The organism is Actinomadura sp. KC06 (genome assembly GCF_004348735.1).
GTDB lineage: Bacteria > Actinomycetota > Actinomycetes > Streptosporangiales > Streptosporangiaceae > Spirillospora.
Genome location: NZ_SMKT01000117.1, coordinates 14254 through 27715, shown reverse-complemented (window position 1 = coordinate 27715; position 13462 = coordinate 14254). Strand labels below are relative to the sequence as shown.

The following is a 13462-nucleotide window of genomic DNA, read 5'->3' as shown; positions in this document are numbered from 1 at the left end:
ACCACCTGACCCCGCCACCGCCCAGGGCCGAAAAGCGTCCCGCAACAACCTGCGCCGAGATACGTTCCGCGACCCTTGGGACGGGCAGCGTTCTGCAACCCCTGGCCCAGGAAACACCCCGAGATTGCCTGGACGGAAGCGTCCGCGAACGCTGGAGATGGGGCAGGCCCGTGAGTGTCGCCACCGAGAGTGCTCCGCGAGTGCTGTGGCCTGGAATATGTTCCGCGAACGCTGGGGACGCGGCGGGTCCGTGAGCGCCTGGACCGGGAAGCGTTCCGCGACAACCTGCACCGGATGCGTTCCGCGAACGTCTGTGACGGGGAGTCCGCGAACCTTTGGGACGGGCAGCGTTCTGCAACCCCGGGCCTGGGAAACGCTCCGCGATTGCTTGGGCGCGAGCGTCCGTGAACGCTGGAGACGGGGCGGGTCCGTGAGCGCCTGGGCCGGGGGAGCGTCCCGCGACAACGGGTGCCGGGAGGCGTTCCGCGAACGTTGTGACGGGGAGGGTCCTGCGGGTGCTTGGGCTGGGACGCGTTACGTGAACGCTGGGCCGGCGTGGGTCCGTGAGCGCTTGGGCCGGGTAGCGTCCCGCGGCAACCTGCGCTGGGTGGCGTTCCGTGAGCGACGGGGAGCGTTCTGCGGTTGCTTGGGTTGGGAAGGGTTCCGCGGCCGTGTGGGTCGGTGAAGTGTGCCGCCAACGCCTGTGGCGAGGGGCGTGCGGCGACCGACTGGGTGTTGAAGCGGCCTGGCGACGCTTGAGACTGGAAGCATTCCGTGCGCGTCTGAGACGGGCGTGGACAGCCGGAGGCCCCGGCCGGGAGTGCGATGTCCCGGCCGGGGCCTGGAACGCGCCAGGCGCGTTCTCGTGAGCTTTGCCGTCGTCGCGGAGCACGCCGTGCTCCGCGACGACACGGCTCAGTGCATCGGCATCGGCGCGTCGGCCGTGGGGGTCTTTGGCTTCCTGCGCGGCAGAAGCAGCGCCGGCAGGAACGCCAGCAGGAGCAGCCCGGCCGCGTACCAGTACGTGTGCTGGAACGCGTCCGCCATCGGAGGCGCGATCTTCTCCATGACCGCCGGCGGCACCTTCTCGCTGCTGCCGATCTCGCCGCCGCCCGCGCCGCCGAAGCCGGCGGAGTCGAGCTTGGACGTGAGCTGGTTGGCGAGCAGCACCGAGATCATCGCGGTGCCGATGGACGCGGACACCTGCTGGATGATGTTCAGCATCGTGCTGGCCCGCGGGACCTCGTCGTGCACGAGCGTCTGGATGGCCGCGGCCATCGTCGGCATCATCGTCAGGCCCATGCCGAGGCCCATCACGAACAGCGCCCCGCCCAGCGCCCAGTAGGACGTGTCCGCCTCCAGGATCCCGGCGAAGCCCGCGACGGACGCCACCACCACGACGAGGCCGAACAGCACGACCCGCCCGGGACCGATCCGGTCGGTGAGCTTGCCGCCGATCGGCATCGTGACCATCGCGCCGAGCCCCTGCGGGGCCAGCAGCAGGCCGGCGTTCATCGCGCCCTCGCCGCGCACCGTCTGGAAGTACAGCGGCAGCAGCAGCATCGCGCCCATGAACGCGACCATGAACAGCACCATCGTGCCGGACGCCGCCGCCACCGACCGGCGCCTCAGCAGCCGCAGGTCGATCAGCGGGTTCTTGGCGTTCAGGGCCCGGATCACGAACCCGAGCACCAGCACCGCGCCGGCGACGGTGAAGATCAGCGGCTCCGTCTTCAGGAAGTCCCTCGACTCGGCGCCCTTGGCCACGCCGTAGATCAGCGACGCCAGGCCGGGCGACAGCAGGATCAGCCCGAGGAAGTCGAGCCGCTCGGCAGGCTTCGGCTCGTCCCGCTTGAGGACCTTGGCCGCCAGCACCAGCGCGACGACGCCGATCGGCAGGTTGATGAAGAAGATCCAGCGCCACGACACGTCGTCGACGAGGTAGCCGCCGATGATCGGGCCGAGGATCGGGCCGAGCAGCATCGGCACGCCGACGATGCTCATCACCTGGCCGACCCGCTGCGGCCCGGCCGCCTGGGTCATGATCGTCATGGCCGCCGGCATGATCATGCCGCCGCCCAGGCCCTGCAGGACGCGGAAGATGATCAGGGACTCCGCCGACCACGCGACGCCGGCGAGCGTCGAGCCGATCACGAACAGCCCGATCGAGATCATGTAGAGGCGCTTGGTGCCGAATCTCGCCGAGGCCCAGCCCGTGAGCGGGATCACGGTCGCGAGCGCCAGCGTGTAGCCCGTCGCGACCCACTGGATCGTCGCCAGCGAGGTGTTGAACTCCTTGGCCAGGTCGTTGATGGCGACGTTGACGACGGTGACGTCGAGGATCGCCATGATGGCGCCGACGATGACGACCCCGGCCACGGCGAGCACGCCACGGTCAAGCCCGCCGTCGGCTGCGGGCTCCTTCAACGGGCCGTCCGCTGTCGTTGGAGACGCGGGAGCGGTCAACTCTCATCCAATCGTCGGGGCCCGCGCATGCGGGCACGCAGGGACCGTGGGGCAGGTTCAGGGGGTACTGCCGCAAAATACTGCAGCGACTGACACTTTCGCGAACCGTTAAACTCCGCAGGTTCCGGGAGTATTCCAAGGGGGTCTGACAGAACCGCCCTGCTCCACGACCTTCAGCGTGCGACCTCGACTCCGCTTGAGGTCAACGAAGTGTGACAGACGCGACATCCGGTTCCTCCCCTCGCTTCATCCCAGGCAGACCACCGGTCCACCCGAAATTCACCGCCCGGCTAGGAAACCTTCAGCCGCCGCCCCAGCCCCTCGGCTCCGCGCACGTCCTGGCCAGAGTTGATGTAGACGTCCAGCTTGCGGTTGGCGGCCAGCGGCGACAGGTCGAGTCCGGGCGTGGCGCGCCTGAGGTCGAGCATCCGCAGGCTCGGCAGGAACGCGAGCGGCCGGAGATCCGTGAGGTCAGGGCAGTCGTTGAGGAACAGTCTCCTCAGCCGGGCAAGGGGGCGGAGCGGCGTGAGCTCCTGAACGCGCGTCCCCGCGAGGCTCAGAGTGTCCAGGGCTCTCAGCGAGCCCAGCGGATCGAAGTCGGTGACGTTCCTGCAATGGGTGAGATAGAGCTCGAACAACGGAAGGTGGACGAGCGGACGGATGCTCCGCAGCCATCTGCAGCGGCTCAGATAGAGCTGCCGGATGCCGGGGGCCGCCTCGCGGATCTCCTCCAGGCCCTCGGCGATCATCGAGTCCTCGAGGCCGAGCGTCAGCAGCGCACCGAGGGGAGGAAGCTCGGACAGGCCGGTCAGGTGACTCGGGCTGATCAGCCACAGGGTGGTCAACCCGCCATGCCGCCGCAAGGGCGCGTAATCGGAGACGCTGTGGCAATCGGCGAGCATGACCCGCTTCAGCCGTGGCAACTCGTCGAGGAAGCCGAGGTCGCTCAGGCCCGGGAACCCGATCGAGAGGCTTCGCAGTGCGGGGAGAGGCGGCAGGAGCGCCGGATCGGCCATCGACACCAGGGAGTGGAGACCGAGATGTTCCAGAGTCTCTGCGTGGGGGGTGAGGAACCCGAAGTCTTTAATGGAGCCCATGCTGACTTCGAGCTCTGCGAGCGGCGGGACCTTGTCGAGCGCGCTCACATGGCGCGGCGCGTACTCCAGCTTGAGCCCGGCGCCTGGGGGATAGCGCGCGAGGACGCGCTCGGCGAACTCGTCGGCGTCGAAATAGCTCCACGCCTTGGCCAGGTGACGCCGCACTCGCGGACGCGCGTCGGAGGCATAGCGTGCCAGGACGTCCAGGGCGCCCGGCCCGTTGACCAGCCAGGCCGTCTGGATCGTCGCCGAGGCCGCGGGCCAGCCGAGGCCGTCCAGATTCTCGGGCAGGCGGGTGAGGACGGGCTCGCCCGCGGTGGCGAGAGAACGGGCCGATGCATCGTCGCGCGGCGGGATGAGGTCGTCCAGGCAACGGTCGAGATCCTTGGCGAGGTCGTCCGGCACTGAGGGGAGCGTCTCCAGGCATGCGACGGCCAGCAGTTTCAGGACGCGGGCATGCCGTTTCTCGGCGCGGGCGCGGCTCAGAAGGCCGGTGAGGAGTTCGCGCCTCAACGGTTCGTTGGCGTGTCCGGCGGCCATGATGACCGTCTCCCGCCAGGTGTCGCGATGCGCGCTTCGGATGAGCAGGTCCATGTCGCCGAGGTCGGCGGCCTGCTTGGCGGTGAGGTACTCCTGGACGGTCCGGTGCACGAAGTCGATCCGTCCCGGTACCGGCTCGCGGAGGACGCCGCTGCGCTGGAGCAGCTCGTCCAACACCGTGCCCGGCGGGACGCGGACCTGCGGCATCGCGCTCAACCGGTCGGCGACCAGCCGTTCCACCATCGCCTTGGGCAGCTCGACGCGGGCGCTGGTCGAGAGATGCCAGGCGATGTCCTGAAGTATGCGGATCTTCTGATCGCGTTCGAGGCTGCTCGAAATGCCGCGCTTGGTGTCGCGCGTCTCCAGGAGCATGTCGAGCGCGGCGGCGTAGAGGCCCATGCGGTTGCGGGGGAGCGCCTCCCGATCGAGGTTGAGGGCGCAGAGCATCGCGGCGAGCAGCGGGCTGGACGCGAGCGTCCGCAGATGGGGAGCCGCTTCCAGTCGTGCGAGTAGGCGCGCTTCGTACGAGGGCAGGCGTTCCGGGGCGCACGGCAGGTCCGGGCACTCACGGACGGCGTTGTGCCAATGCTGGACGAGCGTCCGCACGTCCGCCGGGCCGAGTTGTTCCAGGAAGGCCGTCCCGAAACCTTCGGCGCGCAGCCAGTCGGAACCCGCGGCTGCCGGACGGGACGTCACGACGACCCGGACGTCGCGGAATTGGGCGACGATGTCCTTCAGCCACGTCCTGACAGCCTGCCGTTGGGGGCTCGTGACCTCGTCCACGCCGTCCACGAGCAGCAGCGCCCGTCCTGATGCCAGGCGGCGGTGCGCCCAACCGCGCGGCATGATTCCGGCGAGATTTCCGGCGATGTCGTCGATGAATTCTTCGGGACGAGGCAATGAACCGCCCGCGTGGCTGCGCAGCTTGATGAGGAAGGGAACACACCCGTTCCAATCGCTCAATGGGCCGCTGAACGAACCCCGCGCGGCCGTGATCGCGAGCCAGCGCAGAAGCGTGCTCTTGCCGCCGCCCGCCTCGCCGCGCAGCAGCATCAGACGTTTGCTGCGGAGCGCGCTCTCCACCCGCACGGCACCCGGCGTGACCTCGTCCCGCCATCCGCTGACCGGGACGGCCTGTGTCGCTGCGGCCCGGCGGGCGCGTTTGACCTCGTCGGAGACGTTCAGGCTGATGTAGGCGACGCTCAGGGTCGTCTGCGGACGGGTGAACCGCTCGAACCGCACGCCGAACAGTTCGAGTGTGTCGAGAGACTCGCTGATCGAGGCCAGATAACGGCGGGTGAATTCGCCGTCCTCCGACTCGCCTTCCGGGGCGTCGAGCGTCCGTACAGGAAGCCGCGCGAGAACGGCGCCTACCTGGTCGGACATTCCGCTTAGCCGTCCCAGCATCTCGACCGACGCGCGGGGACCGAACTGCGGGAGATGAACGATGATGCGGGCCAGGCAGTCGCAGCACTCGTCCAGGGTGACCTCATACAGGCGGGCTCCTGCCTCGCCCAGCTCGAATTCGGCCCTGCGGACCGACAAGCGTGACCTGAGTCCACGCGCCAGCTTCACGGGGTCGGCGTCGGCGGCGAAAAGCGCGTCGTCTGAGAGATCGGCGCTTTCCAGTGTCCGGACGACCTCGTGGAGGGCGGCCTGCCGGTCACCGTCCGTGAGTCCGCCGAATTCGTGGCCGGCGAAGGTGAGGATCCGTTCGGCGACCGAATCGGCGATGCCCTCGAACTGGCGCTGGACGCGGCGGCGCTTGATCTCGTCCGGGAAGCCGGTCTTGATCAGTTCGACCAGATCCTTGCCGGCCGCGTCCCTGGCGGTGTGACCGGCGAGCCACCGTCCGACGGCCAGCTGCGCGACCGAACCGCCCACCCGCAGCGCTGCGACCTCGATGGACACGCCACCCCCAATTCATCCAGGGAGCATTATCGCGAGCCATGGGCTGCATGTTCACGCAACGGCCATTGAGCGGTTTTCCGGGATGCCCGGAATTGCCGATGGCACGTGGACGTAACCGGTGCGGCGCCGTCCGCCCACTGAGACGCGCAAGTCCGGGTTGTAGGTGGTGGGGCAGATGCCGTCGTAGCCGTGCCGCACGATTCCCCAGTAGATGTCCTCTGACACGACGAGAATGAGCGGCGTGGGGCTGGCTCGCAGGCACTGCTTCAGTTTCGGCGAGTCCAGCAGCCTGCATGCGTGATCGACCGCTTCTCCGAAGTACCCGTTCTCGTCCCGGTGGACTTCGCCTGCATGAACGACCGTCCGCAGGCGAAGACCGAGCCGAGGACGTTCGCCCGCCGGAAGTGCCGTGTTGTACTCCAGAAGCTGTAACGCGAGTTCGGGCACGAGTCTTGAGAGCAGCAGCGTCTTGGGGAGTTCGTCTACCGGGCGCATCAGGACGAGAACGCCGTCGCCGCGGTCCTCGAACGGGTCGCACCAGTGGCCGTCTATCCCCGTGTGGTCCATTGCCAGGGCGAGCATGCGGTAGATCTGCGACCGCAGCTCCCGCCTGATCGGGTTCGTCCGCACGGCCGCCGTCGATCCCTCGATGTCGATGGCAAGGATGCTCCTGTGCACGGGCTGGCTGCTACTCACCGGAGCGACCCCCAATCTGGCCTTTCCGCCGGAATGCCCTAGGGCGGGCATGGTCTCGTGACCTCGGAAGTTGGCCCGGCGAACCGTCATTGCCTCGCGGGCCACGCTGACGTACGCCCGATCCGGATGCGGGGTCTCCGAACCGCGTCGAAGGTGTGCGGTGATCGACCACTGCGGGGGTGGTATGACCCAGTTTGCTCACCTATTAACGATCTTGCAAGATGCACGGCCAAATGCACGTTCCAAAGGAATGACTTTGTCACCCGCAAGCCAGGATGCGGAGAATCATTCCGGTTCGCCTGCATATCGAGCCATATTGCCAGCGTGCAGGGGTTTGAACATGTATCTGGTTCGATGGGCGGCGATATCGTAGGCTGGTCGTGCAACTTGCAGAGCAAAAAACTCGTGATGCCTCGCGGGCGAGGATCACTGACCTTGGAGGGCGTCGTGGCTGCAACCCCCACGGTGCGGCGGCTCCGGCTCGGCGCCGAACTGCGGCGGCTCAGGGAAGTGTTCGGGCCCACCGCGGAGGAGGTCGCCTCGCGCCTGGAATGGTCGCCGTCGAAACTCTCCCGGATCGAAACGGCGAAGATCGGGGTCCGGGTGTCGGACGTGCGCCTGCTGCTGGAGTTGTACCAGGTGGACGAGGTGCACATGGGAGAGATCCTCGCCCTCGCGCAGTCGGCGACCGAGTCCGGCTGGTGGACCCGGTACCGCGACGCGCTGACGGAGAAATTCGCCGCCTATGTGGCCCTGGAGGACGAGGCCAACGCCGCCTTGACGTATGACACCTACGTCATTCCGGGGCTTTTGCAGAGCGAGGATTACGCCCGCCGGACCCTGGAGACCTCCAGAGCAATCGCCGCCTTTTCACCACGCGACATAGCGCGCCGGGTGGAGGTGCGGAGGCGGCGCCAGGAATTGCTCACGAAGGAGAACCCGCTCGCGCTATCGGCCATCGTGGACGAGTCCGCTCTGCTTCGCGTAGTGGGCGACAAAGACATCATGCAAAAGCAGTTGAGAACCCTTGTCGAACTGTCAGCACTCCCGAATGTGGAGATTTTCGTGCTGCCGCTGGACGTGCACAGAGAGCCCATCGTCTCGGAGAGCTTCACACTTCTGGAATTCGCTCCGTCCTACGATGTGAGCTTTCCGGACATCGCACACATAGAGAACCTGTCGGTTTCCGTGGAAGTGCAGGACGACGGCATCACGCACATGTACCGCAGATCGTGGGAGGCGTTGAGACAGGCCGCGCTGCCGTCCGGCGAGTCGATCCGCCGCATCTCCGCGCTCGCCGCGCCGAGGTGACGAACCGCGCCGTCACCTCGGCGGATGGCTCGGGTGCGGCACCGGGCCGCACCGGGCCGCACCCGGCCGGCCGAGCCGGGGCGCGGTCAGCCGTTATCGAGGGCCCCGCGCTTGATCCGCGTGATCAGCGACTCCAGAACAGGAGCCGAGAAGGCCAGGATGGGACCATCGTCCGCTGCCTGCTTGCTGTCGCGGATCCCGATGGTGTCCGGACGAAGCCGCGCCAACTCTACGCAATCGGATGCATTCATGCAGTAAGAGCTCTTCTGCCAGCGCGGCCCCATGGACATGCAAAACTCCCTCGGTTGATCGGAAGCCCCCGTCGGTCGACGCGCATAAGCATCTCGATCATCGAGTCCCGGCCGCATGGCAGCCACGCGATTGTGGGCATCGGAATTTCTATGGGCCAGCGTAAGGAATTGCATCGATTGGTGTGGCCGGCGACTTTGGTGTCCGGCTATTCGCACCCGATATCCGACTCTGCTCGCCGTTTGCTCCACTCGAAGAGAATCTCATTCGGCCGCCGGAGGAATGGCGCCGACGCCGACACGGGGCCGTCGCGCCACATCGGCTCACGCGCCGCGCGGCGCCGGATCGGCTCGCCGCCCCCTCCATCGGACGGCTCCGCCCTCGGTTCCCGGGCGGCAGCGGGCTTTGTGGGTTCCTGACACGTTCGGTGGTAAAAGCGTAGGATCCTGCCTCAATCGGACATTTCGAGGAGTCGACGATGCCCTCATCTGGCGGCGCTCCCGGCGGCCCGGCCGCGAACCAGCCTTCCGACCTGCCAGAGGACGTGCTGGCACGGCTGCGGACCGACATCCCCTCACCGGCCCGGACGTGGAACTACTGGCTCGGCGGCAAGGACAACTACGAGATCGACCGGGAGGTCGGCGACGCCACCGCCGCGCTGAACCCCGACCTCGTCCCGCTGGCCCGGCAGTCCCGACGGTTCCTGATCCGCGTCGTGAACCATCTGGCGACCGAGGCGAAGGTCCGCAATTTCCTGGACATCGGCGCCGGGCTGCCCACCGAGTCCAACACCCATGAGATCGCGCAGCGGGCCGCTCCCGAAGCCCGCATCGTTTATGTGGACAACGACCCCATGGTCCTCGCGCACGCCCGCGCGTTGATGCGCGGCACCACTCCCGAGGGCGTCACCGAGTACATCGACGCTGATTATCACCGTCCCCAGCAGATACTCGCGGAGGCCGCCAACGTCCTGAACTTCAGCCAGCCGATCGCGGTGATGTTCATGGGCGTGATGGGGTTCTGCCAGGAGTACGAGACGGTCAAGCGGATCGTGGACGAGACGATGGCGGGCGTGCCATCGGGCAGTTACCTGGTCCTTTGGGATTGCACTGACACGTCCGAGGCCGCCAGGCGCGGCACTGAGAAGTACGCCGAATCCGGGACTCTGCCCTACATCCTGCGGAGTGTGGAGCAACTGGACGCACTATTCGACGGCCTGGAGAAAATCGACCCTGGGATGGTCTCCATCTCGCAGTGGCGTCCAGATCCAGCCGAGGGGGAACCCGTCCACGTGGATGGCTACGGCGCGGTGGCGCGGAAGCCTTAACCGCTCCCGCGGACGAGAAAGTCGGTTGGGCCGCCGGTCGACGCATGGTGATACTGCGGCCATGAACCTCGACGAAGCCGTCTGGCAATGGCGGCAGGACGGATTCGTCATCCTGCCCGGCTACCTCTCCGAGGAGACCCTGCGCCCGGCGCTCGCCGAGCTGGACCTGCTGTTTCCGTCCGCCCAAGGCTTCCACGACGGAACCGATTCCCGCCGAGACCGGTTTCTCGGTGACGAGTTCGCCGGAATCGACGGTTTCCCGTTCGCCTCGACGCAGATCAGCCTGCTCGCGGTGCACGACGACCTGATCCGATTGGCCGGGACGCTGCTAGGCGGAAACGACCTGCGCCTTTACTCCGCCGAAGCATGGGCGAAATACACCGGGGCGGCCGACTACGACCAGGCCCTCCACCGCGACTACCTCAACCACACCGTGCTCGTGCCCAGTACAGCGGACGAGTACCGGCAGCTGGAGATGTTCATCTTCCTGGTCGACGTCCCCGAGGATCTGGGACCGCCGCATCTCGTCCCGAAGTCCCACACCGCCGATCTGGCCGCCAAACCGAACTGGTTCCCCCGCCAAGTCACAGACCACGCCGACGAATCCGGGTTTGGTGGCGAAGGCAGCCCTCATCTCTATGAGCTGGAAGTGTCGGCCGCCGGTCCCGCTGGCACCGTCGTGGCCTTTGAACAGGGCACTTTCCATCGCGGCACGGGCCTGACCCGTAAGGGCGGCGCGCGGTATTCGATGCACGTCAACTACCGGCGCGCCGCAGCGGAATGGGGGCAGCGCCAGGCGTGGGCCGACCGCAGCCACGAGCCGGCGTGGTACCGATTCGTCGCCAACGCCAGCCCCCGCCAGCTCGAACTCTTCGGATTCCCGCCGCCCGGCCATCCGTATTGGACGGACGACACCCTCGCCGGTGTCGCGCTCCGCTACCCCGGCCTCGACCTCACAGATTCACCGTGATTCCCAGGCCGCGACGGCGAGCCTCCTCATAGACCACTGACGCCGCCGCGACATCCAGCGCCGCGTGACCGGTCGACTTGAAAACCGTCAATTCGGTGGCCGAACGCCGCCCCGGGTGCCGCCCGTCCAGGACGGCGCCGATCAGATCAGCCTTTCCCAGATCGGCGTCCTGCAGCTCCCACGCACCGGCCGGCGGCGGTTCGGTCACGGCACCCGGCCATTCCACGAACAGCGACGACGACAGCAGAGTCGCGGCGTCGAACTCCGGGCCGTCCGAACCGCCGACCGAACTCAAATGCGCTCCGCCGGTGAGCCACTCTCGCCGGACGACGGGCTGACGGCTGGACGTGCAGCAGAAAACGACATCGGCCGTCCTGACCGCCGCCTCGATGCTGCTGGCAGACCCGAAATCGAACTCCGCGACGAGCCGTTCCGCTTTCACCAGATCACGTGCGCCGACCACCAGTTCCACCGATTCCAGTGACGCGAGGAAAGCGATCTGGGCCCGAGCCTGCGTCCCAGTGCCGATCACGGCGAACCGGGTGGCGTCCGGCCGGGCCAATGCCAGCATGGCGGCGGTCGCCGTGGCCGCCGTCCGCACCGCGGTGATCGCCTCCGCGTCCATCACCGCCAGCAACCGGCCCGACTCCGCGTCGAAATGCGCGACGATCCCGCGATGCGCGCCATGACCGCCCTCTCCGGCACCGCCGAAGACCGACACGAGCTTGGCCGACAACCCCAGCTCCGGGACAAAGCCGGGCATCGCGCCCAGCAGTCCGTGCCCCGAACGAGCCGCGACGCGCGGCGGGGCGGAGACGTCGCCGCGGCTGATCGCCACGAGCGCGGTCCGCACCGCCGCCAGCACCGCGTCCGGCGGCAACGCCGCCCCGGTCTGATCCCGATCGAGGACGAGGGCTCCGCTTCCGCCGGGGTCGGTCATCGTCGGCTCCCGCCATCGCTCCGGTGTTTCCGCCAGCGTAGGCGCGGGACGTCCGCCGTCAGCCGTGACCCAGCTCGAACCACACGGCGTGCCCCGCGCCGCGCCGGTCGACGCCCCAGGACGTGGCCAGGAACGCGACGACGAGGAGGCCCCGGCCGCCCTCCGCCATCTCGTCCACCGACGCCAGGTGCGGGGCGGTCTCGGCGCCCCCGTCGTCGATCACCGTGACGCGGACGACCTTCTCCGAGTGACCCACCTCCACCCGGACCTGCCCGTCCTGACCGGACTCGGTGTACCGCAGCGCGTTCGTGATGAGCTCGCTCATGCAGAGCGAGGCGTCGCGCAGCGCCGGGTGCTCGCCCAGCACGTCGTGCAGCCAGCGCCGCGCGTGCCCGGACACCCGGTCCATCCCCGGCAGCAGAAGCGTGTCGAACTTCAGGGTCGGCACCGTCACTACTCCACTCCTCACGGATCGTTGTGTCCGAAAAGAATGTGCTGGACGCGTCAGCCCAAGCGATGCGTTCGCCCGCCTCGTCCCGAGGTCCCCAGGCACATGTGCCCGAGGCACTTTTGACTTAGTCACTTTGGCCAACCTGGCAAATATCCTTCACCGGTTACTCATCGTCAGGTAATGATTACGCCATGAGCGACCCGCAGCGCCCGACCATGCGAAGCCGCAAGCTCGGCACGATGCTGCGCGAGCTGCGGGAGAGCCGCGACCTCACCCTCCAGAAGGCCGCCCGCCTGCTGAGCCGCACCCCGTCCTCCCTCAGCAAGCTAGAAACGGGCAAACGCGGCATCCGCCAACCCGCCCTGGAACACATGCTCGACCGCTACGAACTCACCGACCCCGACCAGCGCCAAGCCCTCTACGAACTCGCCCGCCACTCCGCCGAGAAGGGCTGGTGGCACCGCTACGAAGGGAAGCTCTCACCCTCGATGCTCGACTACATCTCCCTGGAAGCCGACGCCAACTCGATCAAGAGCTTCCAACTCCATCTCATCCCTGGACTCATGCAGGTTGACGAGTACGCCCGTGCGGTCATCGCGTCCGGCGTCTCTCAAGGCAAGACGCCCGATGTCGACGGGCTGGCGGAAATCCGCATGCGTCGCCAGCGGGTCCTCTTCGGGGAGAACCCACCCCACCTCTGGGCCATCGTGAGCGAGGCTGCGCTCCGCCAGCAGTTCGGTGGATCCGGGGTGATGAAGGCGCAGCTCAGCCGCTTGATCGAACTCTCACTTCTTCCGAATGTGACCTTACAAGTGCTTCCCTACGCGGCCGGAGCCCATCCGGGGCACAACGGCTCCTTCACCACATTGACGACGAATGAACTCTCCGTGGTTCTAGTCGAGAATCTGACCAGCGGTTGGTATCTGGAGCAGGCGGATGACATCCGCCGTCACAATGTGGTCTTCGACCATCTCAGAGCTGTCGCGCTGTCTCCTTCCGATTCCCGATCGATGATCGAACAGCTAGTGTCGGAGTCATGACCAGTCGGCAGTTCGTCTTCTCCCCATGGCGTAAGAGCAGCCACAGCGGAGGTGAAGGGCAGGAGTGCGTTGAGGTGGCCACACTCTGGCGCAAGAGCAGCCACAGTGGAAGTGGCGGTGCGGAGTGCGTGGAGGTTGCGGTTCTGACGAGCCAAGGCGTGGCGCTGCGCGACTCCAAGAACGCAGACGGGCCGATGCTCTCCATCGCGCCATCCGCGTGGACGTCCCTCCTCACTGACATCAAGGGCGGCTCGCTCGACCTGACCCCCTGACCCGCAAGCCCCGAGGGACGGCCGAGTCTCGGCCGTCCCCTTTCTTTCTGGCTATCTCACCCTGGCTGCGGACGGGTCTCTAGACGGGCATAACTCTCCCGAGCCCGTTCCTCTGATCACGGGGTCCGCCATGAGCCCGAGCCTCGGCATGCTCGTACGGTCCGCCCGCGTCGCCCACGGCTGGACGCAACG

Annotated in this window: 11 protein-coding genes; 5 read left to right on the top strand and 6 right to left on the bottom strand. The window is 67.3% G+C overall.

Translation table 11 applies throughout. The annotated features are described in order from the left end of the window. Nucleotides 1–915: 915 nt before the first annotated feature. The 3 genes from E1287_RS30095 to E1287_RS30085 form a co-directional block, all read right to left on the bottom strand. A complete protein-coding gene (locus tag E1287_RS30095) occupies nt 916–2427 on the bottom strand; it encodes a DHA2 family efflux MFS transporter permease subunit (protein ID WP_243719533.1) in 1512 nt (503 codons plus the stop codon). Nucleotides 2428–2756: 329 nt separating this feature from the next. After that, nucleotides 2757–6014, bottom strand: a complete 3258-nt coding sequence (locus tag E1287_RS30090) for an NACHT domain-containing protein (RefSeq protein ID WP_131968642.1) — start codon at nt 6012–6014, stop codon at nt 2757–2759. 51 nt (nt 6015–6065) lie between these two features. Beyond that, on the bottom strand, nt 6066–6692 hold the full coding sequence (locus tag E1287_RS30085) for a hypothetical protein (RefSeq protein ID WP_243719532.1): 627 nt from the start codon (nt 6690–6692) through the stop codon (nt 6066–6068). 453 nt (nt 6693–7145) lie between these two features. Here E1287_RS30085 and E1287_RS30080 point away from each other — a divergent pair, with 453 nt between their 5' ends. After that, nucleotides 7146–8021 (top strand): helix-turn-helix transcriptional regulator, encoded by an 876-nt coding sequence (locus E1287_RS30080; protein WP_243719531.1) that lies wholly within the window; start codon nt 7146–7148, stop codon nt 8019–8021. Between the two features lie 86 nt (nt 8022–8107). Here the strand turns inward: E1287_RS30080 and E1287_RS30075 are convergent, their stop codons facing one another. Next, nucleotides 8108–8311 (bottom strand): DUF397 domain-containing protein, encoded by a 204-nt coding sequence (locus E1287_RS30075; protein ID WP_131968640.1) that lies wholly within the window; start codon nt 8309–8311, stop codon nt 8108–8110. Between the two features lie 437 nt (nt 8312–8748). Here E1287_RS30075 and E1287_RS30070 point away from each other — a divergent pair, with 437 nt between their 5' ends. Continuing rightward, on the top strand, nt 8749–9597 hold the full coding sequence (locus E1287_RS30070; RefSeq protein WP_131968639.1) for an SAM-dependent methyltransferase: 849 nt from the start codon (nt 8749–8751) through the stop codon (nt 9595–9597). A 61-nt stretch (nt 9598–9658) separates the two neighbouring features. After that, a complete protein-coding gene (locus E1287_RS30065) occupies nt 9659–10567 on the top strand; it encodes a phytanoyl-CoA dioxygenase family protein (RefSeq protein ID WP_165969242.1) in 909 nt (302 codons plus the stop codon). Here E1287_RS30065 and E1287_RS30060 read toward each other — a convergent pair. Both E1287_RS30060 and E1287_RS30055 read right to left on the bottom strand, forming a co-directional pair. Further along, complete coding sequence (locus E1287_RS30060) at nt 10551–11507, bottom strand: ornithine cyclodeaminase family protein (RefSeq protein WP_131968637.1); 957 nt, start codon at nt 11505–11507, stop codon at nt 10551–10553. The two genes, E1287_RS30065 and E1287_RS30060, sit on opposite strands and share 17 nt — an antisense overlap. 58 nt (nt 11508–11565) lie before the next feature. Continuing rightward, nucleotides 11566–11961 (bottom strand): ATP-binding protein, encoded by a 396-nt coding sequence (locus tag E1287_RS30055; RefSeq protein WP_131968636.1) that lies wholly within the window; start codon nt 11959–11961, stop codon nt 11566–11568. A 188-nt stretch (nt 11962–12149) separates the two neighbouring features. On the opposite strand from E1287_RS30055, the gene E1287_RS30050 reads away from it, so the two are divergent. After that, entirely contained in the window at nt 12150–12998 is an 849-nt protein-coding gene (locus E1287_RS30050) for a helix-turn-helix transcriptional regulator (protein WP_131968635.1), read from the top strand. Further along, the gene (locus tag E1287_RS30045) at nt 12995–13270 is read left to right on the top strand and encodes a DUF397 domain-containing protein (protein WP_131968634.1); all 276 of its coding nucleotides are present in this window, start codon (nt 12995–12997) and stop codon (nt 13268–13270) included. The genes E1287_RS30050 and E1287_RS30045 overlap by 4 nt, the downstream gene beginning before the upstream one ends. Nucleotides 13271–13462: the final 192 nt, after the last annotated feature.